We start from the raw sequence: 16,975 nt of genomic DNA on the forward strand, positions 1-16,975 counted from the left end.
CGACGATTTTGGATTTGCCGCGGCCGAAAACAAGGCGCACGTACACGATATTCATGCCACGATCCTGCACCTGATGGGGCTCGACCACGAGCGGCTCACCTATTTTCACAACAGCCGCGAAATGCGCCTCACGGACGTCGAGGGGCAAGTCATTCAGGGCATTCTGGCCTGAGTCGCGGAGATCGCGACGACGCTTAATCGGGACTTGTGTCGGGTGCCACTGGTGGCTCGCGCGCGAGTGAAGGTCTTTCTGAGTAAGGCACGGGTGGACAAGCCACCAGTGGCACCCCAAGCCAGATTTTCAAGCTGGAACTTCCAGGCACTCGGCCGGGTGGTTGTCTCCGCGTGGCAAACGTCTAAAACTTCTTGCGCACGCGCGGAGGCGGCGCGATCGCGATGCACCCATGACGTCGAATGCGTTCCCGAGCGGCTCAAACGGAGGAAACCATGGCCACCATGCGTGCGGCAGTCATCTCGAAACCCAAAGGGCCCATTGAAATCGTCGAACGGCCGATTCCCGAACCCACGGTTGGCACCGTTCGCGTCAAGGTCGAAGCGTGCGGCGTTTGCCACAGCGACTCGGTCGTGAAGGATGGATTGTTTGCTGGCATTCCTTATCCGCGCATTCCGGGCCACGAAGTGTCGGGCGTGATCGACAAGCTGGGTCCCGAGGTCAAAGGCTGGAAGGTCGGCGACCACGTCGGCGTCGGCTGGAACGGCGGTTACTGCGGCTATTGCGAGCCGTGCCGCCGCGGGCAGTTCTTCGCGTGCGTTAATGGCATGACGACCGGAATCTCGTTCGATGGCGGTTACGCCGAATACATGATCGCGCCGGCGAGTGCCCTGGCTCTGTTTCCCGCCGGCATGGCCGGGCTCGATGCGGCGCCGCTCATGTGCGCCGGCATCACCACATTCAACGCGCTGCGCAATTGCGGTGCGAGACCCGGCGATCTGGTGGCGGTGTTTGGGCTGGGCGGCCTCGGCCACTTGGGCGTGCAGTACGCCGCGAAGATGGGCTTCTACACCGTGGCCATCGCGCGCGGCCAGGATAAGAAAGCGCTGGCCACGAAGCTTGGCGCTGACCTGTTCATCGACAGCCAGGCAACCGACGCGGCGGCCGAACTGCTCAAGCTCGGTGGGGCCAAGGCCATTCTCGCCACCGTCACCGAGGGGAAAGCCATGAGCCAGATCGCCGCCGGGCTGGGCGTCGAAGGAACTCTGATGGCCATCGGCGTTACCAATTCGATGGAAATTTCGCCCGTCCGCATGCTCACCAGTTCGCAAGCCGTCAAGGGCTGGTACTCGGGCACGTCGATCGATACGCAAGACACGCTCGCCTTCAGCGCCCGGACGGGCGTGGCCTCGATGAACGAGCACTACCCGTTGTCGCGCGCCGCCGAGGCGTACGATCGGATGTTCAGCGGCAAGGCTCGTTTTCGTGTTGTGCTGAAGATGGGTGAGTAGCGGGGTGATGCGTTGAACTTGTCGCAACGGAGCGAGTCGAATGGGCGCCGTGAGCCAAGTTAATTGATCAGATGGTCGAGCACGCCATGCCCTTAACCGCCGACCATACCCGTCAAATTCGGTCAGGTTCCTGAAGGTCGGCATACCGCCGATCCGACTCCGGTGGGTGCGGATCCCACTGCCAGCCTCCGTAACTGGCCACCGCCGGATACTTTGCGCTAAAACGATTGTATTCTGGTGGGGGGATGGGGCCGACCAGGAATCTGCTGAAAATCTTGTTGACACAGCGTTTAGCACTCGATAATAGTTAAGAATAAGAATTCTGATTCCGGTTCCGCTGGTCCCGTTTTTCGGGGATGCGAAAGCGGGATTGTGACTAGGGCAGAAATCAGAACAAGAATTCCGGTTCCGCTTCTCTCTCACGCCGGTAATTACTCGATGAATCGGCTGCTCTCGAAGGTCGAGTGGGTTCGTCCGCCGCGCCAGACGCGCAGCCAGGAGACGCTGGAGCGCCTGCTGGACGCCGCCGAAGAGGTGTTCGGCGAGCGCGGGTTCGAAGCCGCCACGGTCGCCGAGGTCGTGCGCCGCGCCCGGTCGAGTGTGGGCGCGATGTACGCCCGGTTCACCGACAAAGACGCGCTGCTGAGCTGTCTGCACGACCGGTTCTGTGAAGAAGCGTTGGCCACGGCCGACATGGCCCTGGAAGCCGACCGCTGGGAAGGGGCCTCGATTGCCGAGATTTTCGCCGAGGTCATCCCGTTCCTTGTCGCTGTCTATCAACAGAAGCGCGGCCTGGTGCGGGCGTTCATCGTGCGTGGCAGCAACGACCCGCAATTCGCCGAGAGTGCCAGCCGGCTGGGCAAGCATATTTCCGAGCGGCTGACAGAACTGCTGCTCGATCGGCGCGAAGAGATCACCCATCCCGATCCGGCGGTGGCCGTCGATTTCGGACTGCGGATGATGTTCGACACGCTCGATCAGTCGACGCTGTTCGCGGACGTGGAGCGGATGACCCATCCCCTCACGCCGCAAGAAACAGCGCGGGAATTGATCCGTTTGTATCTAAGTTATCTCGGTGTCGAGCGAACACTTGCTGAGCAGGGCCTGTCTGTTCCGGCGCAGGGATCGGATATCCCCGTGCAGGGGTTGGCGATTCCTGAGCAGGGGCTGGCAATTCCTGAGCAGGGATTGGCGGGCCAAGAAGTTTCCAGTACCTGAAGAAGATTTTGATAGTTCAATGACCGTCGCGGCCGTCTCGTGGGGAGCGGCCGACACGACCTTAACCGCATGGCGACCGACGTTTGACAGGAGAATTCCGGATGAAGGCCAGAATCGTTTCCTTGTGCTTGCTCATCGGCCTGGCGCCGTCGCTGGCGCTGGGTGCGGAAACTGTGTCCCAGGCGAAGGATGGTGCGCTGCTGGGAAAGAAGATCGCGAACTTCACGGGGCGTGATTTTCGCGGCAAGGAAGTCTCGCTCGCCGACTTTGCCGACAGCAAAGCCGTCGTGGTCGCCTTCCTAGGGACCGAATGCCCGCTGGCCAAGCTGTACGGCCCGCGACTGGTCGAACTGCAAAAAGAGTTCGCCGACCAGGGCGTGGCCTTCATCGGCGTCGACGCCAACCGGCAGGACCTGGGGACCGAAGTCGCGCATTTCGCCCGTGAATCACAGATCGAGTTTCCGCTGTTGAAAGACGCGGGCAACGTCATCGCCGATCAGTTCGGGGCGCAGCGCACGCCGGAGATCTTCGTGCTGGACAAGGATCGCGTGGTCCGCTACCACGGCCGCGTCGACGATCAGTACGGTTTCATGAAGCAGGGCATTTCGTACCAGCGCACCGAGCCGAATCGCCGCGACCTGGCCGAAGCGCTTGGCGAGCTGTTGGCCGGCAAGGAAGTCTCGCAAGCCGAGACGGCCGTGCAAGGCTGCTTGATCGGCCGCGTGAAGGAACCGGTCGCCAACAGCGACGTCACGTACTCGAATCAAGTCGCGCGGATTTTCAACGCGAATTGCGTCGAATGTCATCGCCCTGGGCAGATCGCTCCGTTCCCGCTCACGTCGTATGACGAAGCGGTGGGTTGGGCCGACATGATTCAGGAAGTGGTGCAAGAACGCCGTATGCCGCCGTGGCATGCCGACCCGTCGGTTGGCACCTTCAGCAACGATTGCCGCTTGAGCGACGCGGACCTGGCCACGATCAGCAAGTGGGTCAAGAACGGCGCTCCCGAGGGCGATCCCAAGGACCTGCCGGAGCAGCCGAAGTTCACCGAAGGGTGGCAGATTCCCACGCCCGACCAGATCATCTACATGGCTGACGAAGCTTATAACGTTCCTGCCGAGGGGACGGTCGAATATCAACGTTTCGTGATCGACCCTGGCTGGACCGAAGACAAGTGGATCAGGGCGATGGAGTGCCGGCCAGGCAACCATTCAGTGGTCCACCACATCATCGTGTACGTGATTCCGCCGGGAGTCGCGCCCACGGGCCGCGCCGGCCGCTTGCAGACGAATTGGCTGGGGGCCTTCGCGCCGGGCTTGCGGCAAGAGCCGTTGGCTGACGGATATGCCCGGTACGTACAGAAAGGCTCGAAGCTTCTCTTCGAGATGCACTATACGCCCAACGGCATCGCGCAGAGCGACCGCAGCTTCGCGGGCTTCGTGTTTGCCGATCCGGCCACGGTGAAGAAGGAAGTGGCGGTGCAGAACGCCGGCAACTTCACCTTCAAGATTCCGCCGCAGGATCCCAACTACGAAGTGGAAAGCGAATTCGTCTTCCGCCAGAACGCGACGCTGTTGACGATTTCGCCGCACATGCACGTTCGCGGAAAAGATTTCTTCTATGAATTGATCTATCCCGACGGGAAAAAGGAAACTTTGCTGTGGGTGCCGAAGTATGACTTCGGTTGGCAGACGACCTACTGGTTGACCGAACCGAAACAGATCCCGCGCGGCACGAAAATGCACTGCGTGGCCCACTTCGACAACTCGCCGGACAATCTGGCCAATCCCGATCCGAACGCCACCGTGCAATGGGGCGAGCAGACTTGGGAAGAGATGATGTTCGGTTGGTTCGAGATGGCGCTGACGGATCAGGACCTGACCGCGCCGGCGACCGATTCGGCCCTGCGAGTGAAAGAGTTCCTCAAGCAGGCCGAAGGAGACACGATCCAGGTCGACGATCAGCTCAAGCAAATGGCTCGCAAGGCGCTTGCATCGCCCAAGAGCTGGGAGCTGGTCACCTGGCAAATCCTGGAGTTGGTGCCGCAAGTGGATCGCGTCTGCATCACCACGGTCGACGGCGACAAGTTGCGATTGAAGATGGTGCAAGACCGCATCGGGTTGAAGACCCCGTTTCACAGCACGTCGACCGTGGTCAAGGCCCAGGGCGAAGCTCTGGCCGACTACGCCGCGGGGGACAAGGTGGTGGTCAACGACTCGTTGGCTGACGTCAAAGGGCCGACGATGAACAAGATGGCCCGCAAGGAGATTCGCTCCAGCATGCACGTGCCGGTCATGATCGACGGTCAGCGCTGCACAATGAATTTCTGGAGCACCGAAGAGGGAGCGTTCCCGCCCCAGGCGGCGCAGATCCTTGAACAGATCGCGAAGCTCGTGGCCGAGGCGCCCCAGGCGCAGTAGCCACGGTTTTTGATATTCAGGCAGACCGCCACGCCAGTGCCCCGTGCGTCGCTCGATAGGACGCGCGGGGCACGCTTTTTTGCGCCGCGAGAGTCGATCGTTAAGCCGCGAGCTTTTTGCGCGAGGACAAAAACGGGGTGCCATTGCCGACACGCCCGCGTCAGCAAGCGGTTCGCAAAAAGCCCCTTGATGGATTCTTCGCCCGCTCGGCCGTGGCCACGACGAGCGTGGCCACGGCACCCGAACCCTGCGTGGAATGTACGGTGGTCAATAGCGTCAGTTGCTCAAGCGGTCTCGTTCCTTGATGACCTCGGCCAACATGGGCGAGCCTTCCAGATCGGCCTGATCCGCAAGCCGCTCGAGCAGTTCGGCGTAGCGCGCCTTGTCGACCAGCCGGGCCACGGCCAAGGCCTGACGGCGGACGTCGATCTCGACGTAGGAGTCGACTGCCAATGCAGCCACGGCGTCGAAGATGGCCGTCGCTTCGTCTCCGACCGGCCGTGGCTGTTCCTCTTCGGCAACGCTGCCCGGCGGGCTGTACTCGAAGCTGTCCGGCGCGATGCGCACGACCGCGAGGCCGTGTGGCGACGAACGGACGTTGCTGAGATACCGATGCAGCGCAAGAATCGAAGCCAGGGCGATCTGCTTGTTGCGCGACTGCGTCAGTCGGGCCAAGGGCGCCAAAAGCTTGTCGTCGTCGGTCAGGCCCGCCGCTTCGGCCGCAGCGGTGACGAGCGGATGCCGGTCGTCGCGCAGGACGCCGAGCAATTGCTGCTGCGCTTCGGCATTGCCGATGGCGGCCAGAGCCCCCAGCGTCACGGCGTACCAGCGCCGGTCCGGCCGTTCGGCGACGATTTCCGATAGATCGCGGCTGGTGCGTGGATCGTCGAGCGCCGCCAGGACCAGGATCGCCTGGGCCGTGTGCGCCGCATCGGCCAAATGCTCGGTGGCCAGCGCGTAGCCGTCGTCGATCTTGTGTCGCGCCAGCAGCCGCGCGATCCGCAATTTGTGGGGGAGAAAGGGCTCGGTCTTCAATAGCGGGCGCACCTCACGGGCGGCCACCGGCGAATCGATATTCTCAAGCGCCGCGAGCGCCGCCTCCTGAAGTCGGCCGTCTCGATCGCGCATCCAGCCGATCAGCGCGGGTACCGCGGCGTCGTCGCGCAATTGTCCTAGCGCCGCCACGAGTTGCAGACGATCGACAAGAGCGAGATCGGCTTGTTGCGCCGCAAGTAGCATCGGTGCGAGGCTCGATTGGACGCGCATCCGGCCCAGGGATTCGATCTCGGCCGCGAGCGATTGCCGCGCAACGATCGAACGGTTCAAGCGTTCAACGAGCGTGACGGCGGCCTTCTCGGCGTCGAGCTTCTCGGCGGCGCGTGCGTACACGGACTCGCGCGCGGGAACTTCGTCGAGCGGCAGCGCGGCGAGAGCGGCGCGAACCGCGGCGGCGACGTCCGGATCGTTCACGTGTGCCAGAGCCGTCGCCGCGGCCGCCCGCTCGTCATAGGTCGTGGCGCTGGTCAATTGCCTGAGGAGCCACGGCCTGGCCCAGGGAACGTCCACCTCGCGACCCAACAACTCTCCCAAGGCATCGATCGCGGCCAGCCGATCACTTGTCCGCGTGGCGTGGGTGACAGCACCGGCGCTTTTCCCTTCGCCACCATTCGGCGCAGCCGGAACCAGCGCTCTCTGCAAGGCTTCGCGAACACTGTCTGTAGCGAGCGGTTGTTCAGCAGCGCCGTGGCTGTTCAGTACGTCGCGCAGTACTCCCAACGCTGCCGAGCGCACATATTCCGGCCCTTCGCTCATGAGTTTCGCCAGAGTGGGAAGCGTCCGCGGATCGCTCGTTGCGCAGTCGGCCCGCATTTTCAGGCTGCTGAGCAGGGGCACGGCGGCCGGTCCGCTGGTCGTCTGCAGGCGGTCGAGCAATAGCTTCGCGCGCTGGTGGCGCGAACGTGCGTCGGCCACTTGGATCAAAGTATCGACCGCGTCGACCAGCGGATCGTCAGGCCCAGAGAGTAGCGGTACGAGCTGCTCAAAGGTGGTGGCGCCTGGCGTCGCGGATACACAACCGAAGCCTTGCAGCCCCTGCTGTTGCACGAGAATCAGCAGGCGGAACTCCCCCTCTTTCAAAGGGCAGCCCTGGACCGGATCCTCGGCCGGGCAGCCCAGATCGACGTTGGTCATCGAGAGTTGATCGCGTTGAAAGATGCCTTTGAGCCGACGCACCGGTTGAAAGCGATATTCGCGCAGCATGACGTCGGTCTTGGCCCCTTCGACGACCGTCAAGCTGCCGATGCTGGTGAGCCGGGCCACCATCACCAGGTGGGCCTGAGTAACGCTAGGTTCCAGATTCCAGTTTTCAAAGCCCTTCTCGGCCGCGGTGGCGCGGCCCACGGACAATACGATCAATAAAAGCGCGCAACGGTAGCGCAGAATTAGCCTGGACATGGAAACCTCCGGGTTTAGTGCGTTACGAAGGGCAACACATGGAGAGAACTTCGGCCGGCACGACTGGCTGGTTTGTCGGCTCGTTCACCGGCGCACCGGGCTCGCAGGTGGTGAAAATGGTATTCGATCGCGCGGCCGGCTGAGCGCCACGCGCGAGCCCATACCGCAACTCGCACGGAAGCACGGCGCAGGCAAACACGAGCGTCAGCAGCGCGGCCAGCCGATTGACCCGACCGGGAGAGCGCGTTTCGAGAATCGCTCGCAGCCGCTGCTCGACGTCGGTGGCAACGCTCATCCCCGTGGCTTGTGGAATGGCGAACGTGGGCAACGGGTGAACAAATTCGAGCACGTCCAATAGCAACTTCGCGTAGCCGCGCCGCGCGTGAGGCATGTGAGCCACGACCGCGCCGTCGCAACGTGCTTCTTCGCAAACCCGCAGTTGCCGGCCGATGGCGCCCACCATCGGCAACCACCAAAAAACGACACGGACCACGAGTTCGAACAGTCGCACCAGGTGGTCCCGATTCTTCAGATGTACCAGCTCGTGCAATAGGAGCGAGGGAACCTGCGTTGGCTCGAGCTGCTCGACCAGCGCCCGGGGCAGCACCATGCGAGGCCCGCGCCAACCGGAAATCACAAACGGCGGTAACCGACCGGGCACGACGAGGATCTTCGGCATGCGCCATAGCGAAAGGTCGGTGGCGAGTTTCAGGGCAAGCGTTTGCCATGAAACGGGCGCCGGCGACGCGCTGACGAGCAGTCGTTGAAAATGACTCCAGCGGCGCCAGGCGTTGTAGCCAGTCACGCCGGCCCCGACGATCCACATCGCGAGCAAGATCCACGGCAACGAAGTGACCAAGGGGCTTGTCGAGTTGACGTGCGTTCCGCAGGCGCATGTGCCCAACACGCAGGCGAGGAGGCCGGGCGACTCGCTGAGCGGCACGCTCACTACCGGAGGCGTCAGTAGCTTCAAAAGCGCCAGCAACCACAATAGCCGGGCAATCGCGAGCGCACCCAGCCAGCGCTGCACCGCGGCGGCCAATAGCGCCAAACATCCCGCCAAAACGACGTTCGAAATGAGCCAAGAAAGCCACGTCATATCGCGGGTTCCTGTTGTGGTCGAGGTCGTTTGGTGCGTGCTAGGTACCAGGCGCTTCGTCGAGCAGCCGGCGCAAGTGGGCCCGTTCTTTAGCGGTCAGCTCTCCGGTTTCGACCAGGTACGTGAGCAGCGGGGCCATCGAGCTGTCACCGAGATTCTCGGCCACTCGACGCAGCTCGCCGCCAATCAACTCATCGCGTGCGACTGCGGGCGCGAAGATCCAGTTCGTCGCATCCTTCCGACGGCGCACAAGCTTCTTGTCCACGAGCCGGGTCAGCAGCTTTTGCACCGTCGCAAATTTCGACTCGCCTTCTTCAGGATAGAGCGCATCACGCAGGTCGCGAATCGTCGCCTGCCCGCGCTGCCACAGCTCTTGCAGCACTTTGAGCTCGGCCTCCGTGGGGGCAGGCATCTGTCGCTTTCGCATCAGTGTCCTTTGAAATCTTGCGGCCGCAATTCCTCGTAATTAACCGACAAGACACCGTGTCTTGCTTAGATTATAGACAACTTGTCTTGTTCGTCAAGCGCTTAAGCGTTGCCATTCGCCCAACCATCCTCGGTGAGCCTCCTCCCGGCAACCGGCTTGAACGACCCTGCGGGCGTGAGTACAAGTGCAGCCATGCAAAAATTCGACGTAGCGATCATCGGCGCTGGCATTGTCGGCCTGGCAACGGGATACCAATTATCGCGCCGCTACCCCAGCTTGCGCGTGCTGATTCTCGAAAAGGAGGCCGATCTCGGCCAGCATCAGACCGGCCACAATTCAGGCGTGCTGCACTCGGGCATTTACTACAAGCCCGGCTCGCTGAAGGCCACGAATTGCCGGGCCGGCAAGGCCGCGATGGAGACTTTCTGCCGCGACGAGGGAATCCCCTTCGATATCTGCGGCAAGGTGATCGTGGCCGTGGCCGAGGAGGAATTGCCGGCGCTTGAGCGCATTTACGAACGGGGCCAGGCCAACGGCGTGCAGGTCGAAATGATCGACAAGGCCCGGCTGGCCGAGTTGGAGCCGCATGCCGCCGGGGTGCGCGCTATCCATGTGCCCGAGGCCGGTATCGTCGACTACCCGATGGTGTGTGTCCGCCTGGCCGAGCACGTGCGGCGCGGCGGCGGGCAGATCGTGACCGGGGCGCGTGTCACGGGCATGCGCGTGGCAACGGATGAAGTGCAGGTCGAAACGACAGCGGGCGCCTACCCGGCGCGTTATGTAGTGAATTGCGCGGGCCTGCAATGCGATCGTGTGACGACCATGAGCGGGCAAAAGCCGGCGGCCAAGATCGTGCCGTTCCGCGGCGAGTATTTCGAGTTACGGCCCGAGGCGCAGCATCTGTGCCGCAACTTGATCTATCCCACGCCCGATCCGGCGTTTCCGTTCTTGGGCGTACACTTCACGCGCATGATTCATGGCGGCGTCGAGTGCGGGCCGAACGCCGTACTGGCCTTTGCGCGGGAAGGATATCGCAAGACCGATATCAACCTCGCGGACCTGGTCGATTCGCTCACCTATCCCGGCTTCTTGCGCTTGGCCGCGAAATATTGGCGCACAGGCATGGGCGAAATGTGGCGCAGCATCAGCAAGCGCGCCTTTGTTAAGGCATTGCAGCGGCTGGTGCCCGAGATTCGCGAAGAACATCTGGTGGCTGCGCCGGCCGGGGTGCGCGCGCAGGCCTTGCTGCGCGACGGCAGCATGGTCGATGATTTTCTCATTCAAGATGGGCCGCGCGTGGTCAACGTGCAAAATGCGCCGTCACCGGCCGCCACGGCCTCGTTGAACGTGGGGAGCCTGATCGTCGACCATCTGGCCGCGCGGATGGCGTGAGCTCTCTCAGCCCGAGGTGGGCTGTCACCTGCTGCCTGCACGTGGCGGCACGCGGTATAATCACCCGCGCCGGATAAAAGGCTGCATTGTCATGAAACGCTGTTTCACAATCGCGCGACAGATCGGTAGGTGTGCCCCTGGTAGCTTGTCTACCAGTGCGTGCGCGGAGTTCGACACTGGTGGACGAGCCACCAGTGGCACCCCCTTTAAGCTCGGAATCAGCGTCTGACGATCACTGACAAACCACGCCATCTTCAAAAGGATTCGATCCATGAACGCTCGTCACGTTTCACGATGTCTGGTCGTGGGAATGCTCTCGATTGCGGTGCTTGCCGCACGACTGCATGAAGTTCGCGGCGACGACAAGCCAGCGGCCGAAAAGCCACTAGACAAAGCCGCGCTCGAGAAAGATTTTCAAGAAACCATGTCGGGCGCCACGTTGATCGGCACCTTCACCGTCCGCGGTCAGACCGATAAGAAGCTCAACGAAGAGAAGTACACGATCGAGAGCGTGAAAAAAGTGGGCGAGGACAAATGGCTCTTCAAGTCGCGCATCCAATACGGCACTCATGATCTGACCGTGCCGTTGACGTTGGACGTCAAATGGGCCGGCGACACGCCCGTCATCACGCTCACCGACATGCCGGTGCCAGGCTTTGGCACCTTCACTTGCCGCGTGCTGGTGTTCCGCAAGGAGTATGCCGGCACCTGGGACGGCGGCGATCACGGCGGACACCTGTTCGGCCGCATCGTGCCGAAAGGGGAAACGGCCGAAGCGAAGCCAGGCGACGGCAAGAAATCCGATGAAAAGGCCGGCGGCGCCGCGAAGTAGGCCCGCTGAAAGCGCCCCCCACCACGCACGATTTGGATGAGCCGTGCCATGCTTAGAGCGCCTGCGGCGAAAAAGCATGGCACGATTCCTTCCTGTCTTAGCACTACCTTAGCCGCGCGCAAGTAGTCCGGCTGCCGTGGCAAATACCGCCGCTGCCGTTTCCACGCGCAAGATTCGCGCGCCCAGGTCGAGGGCGGTCCAGCCGGCGGCGATGGCCCGAGCGATCTCGTCGTCGGTAAATCCTCCCTCGGGGCCGACGGCGCAGGCAAGGCCCGCCTCCGGCACAACCGACGTGTTGCGCAAGAAGTCGCGAAGCGCCGCTGCCGACCGCGGATGTGCCAGTAAGCGCAGGGACTCCGGGGTGGCGCTACGGACGAAATCATCAAACGAATGTGGCTCGGCAACTTGCATGAGCCGGTTGCGTCCGCATTGCTTGGCAGCCTCGATCACCGCGCGACGCAAACGCTCGAGCGTGCCGCCCGTCGGCTGGGCCACCCCGCGCGCGGCCACCAGCGGCACGAACTCGCTCACGCCCAGTTCGACCAGCTTCTCGACCAGCCACCGCTGCCGATCGCCCTTGGGCAGCGAGACGCCGATTGCGACCCGTATGGGCAATTCGCGTTCGATCGCTTGATGGGAAAGCACGCTCAGCTCGATCTCGGCCCGCCCCACGCGCGCGATCTCGGCTGTGTATTCGCCACCGCGCCCGTCGAAGATCGTGACTTGCTGGCCTGGCTTACCGCGCATGACGTGCGCCAGGTGATGCGCCTCGGATGCTAGCAGCGTAGCGTGAGGGCCGGCGATCGGCTGTTCGACGAAATAGCGCTCGGACATAGGGCGCGACTGCGGATTTAGGTGAAGAATTGCTCGACATCTTACCGAAGCCTGAAGAGTCACGGAATTGTCTCGCGCCGCGGGCTGCTGTCAGTGCGAAAGCGGCCGCCCGAGCCCATCTACCACCCATTAGCGCGTGGGACTGACAACAACCGCCCGGCGTTCGCCCGGGGCGACCGAGCAGGGAGGAAATCCCGACCATGTATCTGGCCCACTGGCAACTGCGCGAAGCGCCGTACCGCAACGCCATCGATCCGCGCTATTTCTTCCAAAGCTTGACGCACGAAGAGGCGCTGGCTCGCTTGCAGTTTTTGATCGATGGCCGTCATCGGGCCGGCTTGCTGCTGGGCGATTCGGGCACAGGCAAATCGCTCGTCTTGGAAGTGCTGGCCGGGCAGTTGGCCAGGCATGGGCAGCGTGTTGCCAAGTTCAGCCTCGTCGGTCTCGATAAGACCGAACTCCTGAGTCGGCTCGCCGCAAGCTGGGGTTTGAATCCGCAGCCGGGAGATAGTGCCTGCGATCTATGGCGGATGCTGCTCGATACAATCGCCGTGCAAAACCTCGAAGGGCACGGCAGCGTCATTTTGCTCGACGATGCGGATGAAGCCACGCCCGAGGTTCTGGCGCAGGTGCTGCGAGTAGCGCAAACCGACGTAGCAACGAATCCCGCGGCGACACTGATCCTGGCCGCGCGCCCCGCGCGCGTCACGCACCTGGGCAACCGACTGCTGGAACTGGCCGATCTGCGCGTGGACATTCTGCCATGGAACGTCGACGACACGCAGCACTACCTGGAACACGGGCTGGCGCGCGCTGGCCGGCACGCTCTGACGTTTACGCCCGAGGCGATCGCGCTATTGGCTGAGCTATCGCAAGGCGTGCCGCGCAACACGGTGCAATTGGCCGAGCTGTCGCTCGTCGCCGCGGCGGGGCAGGAGTTGGCCGCGGTCGATGCCGCCACGATTTTGGGCGTCTATCAAGAGTTGGGCGTCGTCGAGCGCGTGGTCGAGGCGTCGCTCGCATCATAGGCCATGGCTAGCCGACTTCTATTTCCTCGCGACCTTCAACAGCGCGATCTGACCAGCGTGGTACAGGTCGTGATGAATGACGACGTGCAGTAGTTCTTCCCGGCCGCCGGGGAGGTTGTCGGCTGGGACGGTGAGCTGTTCCTCGCTGAAGGAAGCGACGTCTTCTTCCAGGGCTCGCTGGGAAGCGTGCGATCGCTCGACCATGGCCTGCCAGGCCGCTTCGCTCGCATCGTCGATCGTGGGCCAGTTTTCATCGGCCGAGAGCTTTCGGCCCGGGCCATGCAAGCGGCGGCGCACCTCGTCGCGCCAGGCGGTCATGTGGGCGACCAACTGCCAGATGCTGTGCGAGCCGGCTGCCGGCGACGCAGCCGCTTGCGCGGCCGTGATGTCGGCCAGCAATTCGGCCACCGCCGGGCCGTGCCAGGCCGGACCGAAGTAGGCCTTGTGCAACATCTGTTGTAGCTGCGCGCCCCCCGTCATTGTTGCCACGCTCGTTTACGAGTTCCGCTGTCAGCCAATTTGAACAGGGACGCTCGCTCATCGGTCCTACGAACCAACGATGCGACAGATATGCTCGATGGCGGCTCAAGTCAGTTACCGTAGTATGGCACCTTCTCTCCGTCTCGAACATGGCGGACGCCGTCGAGAATGATCTTGTCGTCCACGCCGACCCCATTCTCGATCACAAAGATGTCGTCCACCTCATTCGAGTAGCTGATCTCGCGTTGATGCGCGACGTTGTCCTGATCGACGACGTAGACGTATCGCTTGGCAAGAGCCTCGAACGTGGCACGTTGCGGAATTACCAGCGCGTTATTCAGGACTTGACTGATCTGTATAGTGCCTCTCTGGCCGTGGCGCAGGATCCGGTCCGGGTTTGGAAAATCTGCACGGTAGGGAATGCTTCCGGTTTCTTCGCTGAAGTCGGCCTCGATCGCGCCCAGCTTACCACTCTGGTTGAACTTTTTGCCGCTCGCCAGTACGAGTTCGATTTTCAGATCATCGGCCTGCGGCTTCGAATCGGTCACATATTCGAGATAGAGCGATTCAGGGACGTTGAAGTAAACCCACATCACAGTGTTATCGGATAATGTCGTTAGCGTGTCGCCCTCTTCGACCAGGCTCCCTTCTTGATGTTGCAGACGATCAATGATGCCGTCGAAAGGTGCTCTGACGGTGGCAAAGTCCAATTCGGCCCTGGCCAGGTCCGCCTTGGCTTGAGCTTTTTGCAGCTTGGCCGCGAACATGGCTAAATGCTCCTTCGAGACGACCTGGTCTTCGGCCAGCTTCTTGGCGCCGTTGAACTCCAACTCAGCGATTTTTACTTCGGCGCGCTCGGCTTCCACCTTTTTCTGGTAAAGGATCGGGATGACGGTGAACAACACGTCACCTCGCTTCACCTGTTGCCCCTCCCGCAGCTTGATGGCCTCCAGATACCCTTGCTCCAGCGCACGGATTCTGATGTGGCGGTGCGAGTGGATGCGTCCGAGGAACGACGCAGTCAGCGTGACGTCCTGCAATCGCGGCCGCGTGACCGTGATCTTCGGGGGCTGCTCGTCCGCAGCTTTAGCATCCGCAACCCCGGCGTCCGGAGGTGTCGCGACTGGCTCCGATTTCTTTGTTCCCCACCACTGCTTCAAGGTCGATTCGCCGGTGCCGAAATAGTTGCCGCCGAAGCCATTGCCGTCCTCCATGGAATAAAAGCTCACATGAGGCCAGCCACGGCAGTTCATGGGCAGGTACAGGCTGAATGTTCCCGACCCCTTGGCGACGGTCGTGGTCTGCACCTTGTACGAAGTGCTCGTTCCGTCCTTTGCTTCGCGCGCCGTGGTGTAGGCGGCCAACGTTGCCCGATCGTGCGAGGCGAGAGTGTAGGTTCCCTTGATCCAGTAGATGTTGCCGGGCGCAAAGTTCTCGGCGGTGCCGCGGATTTCGGTGATCGTGATTTTGTCGCCGTCGGCGAAGCGGGTCGCCCCCTGCTCGAAGGGAACGGCGTGTGGAAATTCCAGGGACGTGTTCGCCATGGCTAACAGAATCTCTTTCGTCGACGAATCGCTGCCCGGCCTGGTAGACGTCGGAGCTACTTCACCGGCCGCGGTGGCAACCGCCGATGAATCGGCACTTGATGCGGTCCCCACGTCGTAGTGAGCCGTGAGAGCGGCCGACGGGACGGAAACAACCGCGAACAGCGCGACAATCCATTTCGACCTGCGCGAGAGGCGTGGTGTGAATTGGCGGTGCAGAATCATCTCGATCCTCGCTTTCAGGCTTGTCGAATGAAAAAACGAGCTCGCGGGAATCAACCGCGAACCAGGTTTCAGGCCAGGCAGACGGTCCGCAGTTTCGAAAATCGCTTCCGCATAACGGTGCGCGTGATGGGGAAATGCCCAGCACACCCAGGCGTCGCAGCACAGATCTTCGGCCTGGTGGATCTGGCGGCGAATGAGCCATGCCACCGGGTTCCACCAATAGATCGTTACCACGATCAGCTCGATCATCCGTACCCAATGGTCACGCCGGCGGAGATGCGCCAGCTCGTGCGCCAGGATCAGGGCCAGGCGATCGTCGCTGATTTCGGCGACCAGCCCCCTCGGCAGCACGATCGTCGGCCGCGCCCCGGCGCACCAGAGCATGGGGACGCCCGCAAATTCCGCGTATCGCACCGCTGGCACGCGGCCGGCGCCCAAGCGAGCGGCGATTTCGGCCGTCAATTGTTCGTGACGACGCGAAGCGGGCAGCGTGTCGCGCAACAGCCGCTCGAAGCGCACGATTCGTAGGATGGCTACCAGCCCGCAGATCGCCGCGTCGCCCAACCACATCCAGATGATCGCCAACTGGGCGTGCGGCCACCCTGTGGCGAACTGCGCGGCAAGATGAAGCGCTTTTCCACTGGCAAGCGGTGCCACAGGAAGAGCTGGGGAAGCAGAATCGGCGATGACGATTTCCTGCCCGGCCGGTCGTGTGGCGTCGTCCGGCTGATCTGAGGACGCCGTCGACTCGACTGCGGCTGCCTCGGAAAGCGTTTTCTCCCGGTCGTACGGCGCAACTACTACATGACTGGGCGCGGCCCCATCGTCTGACGTTGTCAAGGGCCAGTCGATCGGCACGAGCGGAGGTGCGACGAGCTTGATAAGAACCAACAGCCACAGCAAGTGGGCGGTTGGCGGATGGTGCCAGACGCGGGTTATTCCGAAAACCAGGATCGCGAGCAAAAGAGCCACGATCGTGTTTTGGACAGCCCAGAGAAGCAGATCATTCATGCCGCACCCTGCGGTTAGGATCGTACTCTCTTGCCACGGCAGTCATTTGGAGTACCTGGCGAGAAGCTTGCGGATTTCTGCCGCCTCTTGTTGGCTGAGCCGACGCTGATCGATCAATTGCATGATCAAGGGCGCCAACGAATCGGAACCGAGCCGATCGGCAAGCACTTCCAGTTCGCGCCCCAGCACGTCGGCCTGCGAGGCGCGGGCTGAAAAGACGTGTACGAACGAACTGCGGTCCCGCGCCACGAGCCCTTTGCGCTCCAGCCGCTGCAAGAATGAATGAACGGCGGCGAATTCCGACTCCGCGCCTTGCGGATAAATCTCCTCGGTGATCGCCTTGGCTGACAGCGCCCCGTGCGCCCATAGCACTTTGAGCACGGCCAGCTCAGCATCCGTGACAGTAATGGCTTTTTTGCTCACGACAACTACTTCTCACCAGATAATAAGCGACACGCCTATGGTTATAAGCATGTTGCCTATAAATGTCAATTGGCGTGATCGCGAGTCCGCTCGAACACGGCCGCCCAGCCTTTAGCTGCCGCCG

At 62.2% G+C, this 16,975-nt stretch carries 14 protein-coding genes; 7 read left to right on the top strand and 7 right to left on the bottom strand.

Annotation, left to right across the window (positions count from 1 at the left end):
- The 4 genes from VHD36_20615 to VHD36_20630 form a co-directional block, all read left to right on the top strand.
- A partial coding sequence (locus tag VHD36_20615) for a DUF1501 domain-containing protein (protein ID HVU89745.1) occupies positions 1 to 172 on the top strand: 172 nt, incomplete at its 5' end.
- A gap of 275 nt (positions 173 to 447) precedes the next feature.
- Entirely contained in the window at positions 448 to 1,464 is a 1,017-nt protein-coding gene (locus VHD36_20620) for an alcohol dehydrogenase (protein ID HVU89746.1), read from the top strand.
- 438 nt (positions 1,465 to 1,902) lie between these two features.
- Positions 1,903 to 2,682, top strand: a complete 780-nt coding sequence (locus tag VHD36_20625) for a TetR/AcrR family transcriptional regulator (GenBank protein ID HVU89747.1) — start codon at positions 1,903 to 1,905, stop codon at positions 2,680 to 2,682.
- Between the two features lie 101 nt (positions 2,683 to 2,783).
- Positions 2,784 to 5,102 carry a redoxin domain-containing protein gene (locus VHD36_20630; protein ID HVU89748.1) on the top strand — a complete coding sequence of 773 codons (2,319 nt, stop codon included), beginning with the start codon at positions 2,784 to 2,786 and terminating at the stop codon, positions 5,100 to 5,102.
- 276 nt (positions 5,103 to 5,378) lie between these two features.
- Here the strand turns inward: VHD36_20630 and VHD36_20635 are convergent, their stop codons facing one another.
- Genes VHD36_20635 through VHD36_20645 form a run of 3 tightly spaced genes read right to left on the bottom strand, consistent with a single transcriptional unit; the run spans position 5,379 to position 9,067 of the window.
- Positions 5,379 to 7,556 (bottom strand): hypothetical protein, encoded by a 2,178-nt coding sequence (locus VHD36_20635; GenBank protein HVU89749.1) that lies wholly within the window; start codon positions 7,554 to 7,556, stop codon positions 5,379 to 5,381.
- A 22-nt stretch (positions 7,557 to 7,578) separates the two neighbouring features.
- Entirely contained in the window at positions 7,579 to 8,655 is a 1,077-nt protein-coding gene (locus tag VHD36_20640; protein HVU89750.1) for a M56 family metallopeptidase, read from the bottom strand.
- A gap of 40 nt (positions 8,656 to 8,695) precedes the next feature.
- Positions 8,696 to 9,067 carry a BlaI/MecI/CopY family transcriptional regulator gene (locus VHD36_20645; protein HVU89751.1) on the bottom strand — a complete coding sequence of 124 codons (372 nt, stop codon included), beginning with the start codon at positions 9,065 to 9,067 and terminating at the stop codon, positions 8,696 to 8,698.
- A 189-nt stretch (positions 9,068 to 9,256) separates the two neighbouring features.
- On the opposite strand from VHD36_20645, the gene lhgO reads away from it, so the two are divergent.
- Together lhgO and VHD36_20655 are read left to right on the top strand one after the other, a co-directional pair.
- Entirely contained in the window at positions 9,257 to 10,474 is a 1,218-nt protein-coding gene (lhgO, locus tag VHD36_20650) for an L-2-hydroxyglutarate oxidase (protein ID HVU89752.1), read from the top strand.
- Positions 10,475 to 10,745: 271 nt separating this feature from the next.
- The gene (locus VHD36_20655) at positions 10,746 to 11,306 is read left to right on the top strand and encodes a hypothetical protein (GenBank protein HVU89753.1); all 561 of its coding nucleotides are present in this window, start codon (positions 10,746 to 10,748) and stop codon (positions 11,304 to 11,306) included.
- 108 nt (positions 11,307 to 11,414) lie between these two features.
- On the opposite strand, the gene VHD36_20660 is transcribed toward VHD36_20655, so the two are convergent.
- Entirely contained in the window at positions 11,415 to 12,140 is a 726-nt protein-coding gene (locus tag VHD36_20660) for a 16S rRNA (uracil(1498)-N(3))-methyltransferase (protein ID HVU89754.1), read from the bottom strand.
- Positions 12,141 to 12,340: 200 nt separating this feature from the next.
- On the opposite strand from VHD36_20660, the gene VHD36_20665 reads away from it, so the two are divergent.
- Positions 12,341 to 13,168: an AAA family ATPase gene (locus VHD36_20665; protein HVU89755.1), complete on the top strand. Its 828-nt coding sequence runs from the start codon at positions 12,341 to 12,343 to the stop codon at positions 13,166 to 13,168.
- A gap of 18 nt (positions 13,169 to 13,186) precedes the next feature.
- On the opposite strand, the gene VHD36_20670 is transcribed toward VHD36_20665, so the two are convergent.
- The 3 genes from VHD36_20670 to VHD36_20680 form a co-directional block, all read right to left on the bottom strand.
- The gene (locus VHD36_20670; GenBank protein HVU89756.1) at positions 13,187 to 13,648 is read right to left on the bottom strand and encodes a DinB family protein; all 462 of its coding nucleotides are present in this window, start codon (positions 13,646 to 13,648) and stop codon (positions 13,187 to 13,189) included.
- A gap of 110 nt (positions 13,649 to 13,758) precedes the next feature.
- Positions 13,759 to 16,428, bottom strand: coding sequence for an efflux RND transporter periplasmic adaptor subunit (locus VHD36_20675; protein HVU89757.1), 2,670 nt, complete (start codon positions 16,426 to 16,428; stop codon positions 13,759 to 13,761).
- A gap of 42 nt (positions 16,429 to 16,470) precedes the next feature.
- A complete protein-coding gene (locus VHD36_20680; GenBank protein ID HVU89758.1) occupies positions 16,471 to 16,851 on the bottom strand; it encodes a BlaI/MecI/CopY family transcriptional regulator in 381 nt (126 codons plus the stop codon).
- Positions 16,852 to 16,975: the final 124 nt, after the last annotated feature.

This window comes from Pirellulales bacterium (genome assembly GCA_035546535.1).
Lineage (GTDB): Bacteria > Planctomycetota > Planctomycetia > Pirellulales > JACPPG01 > JACPPG01.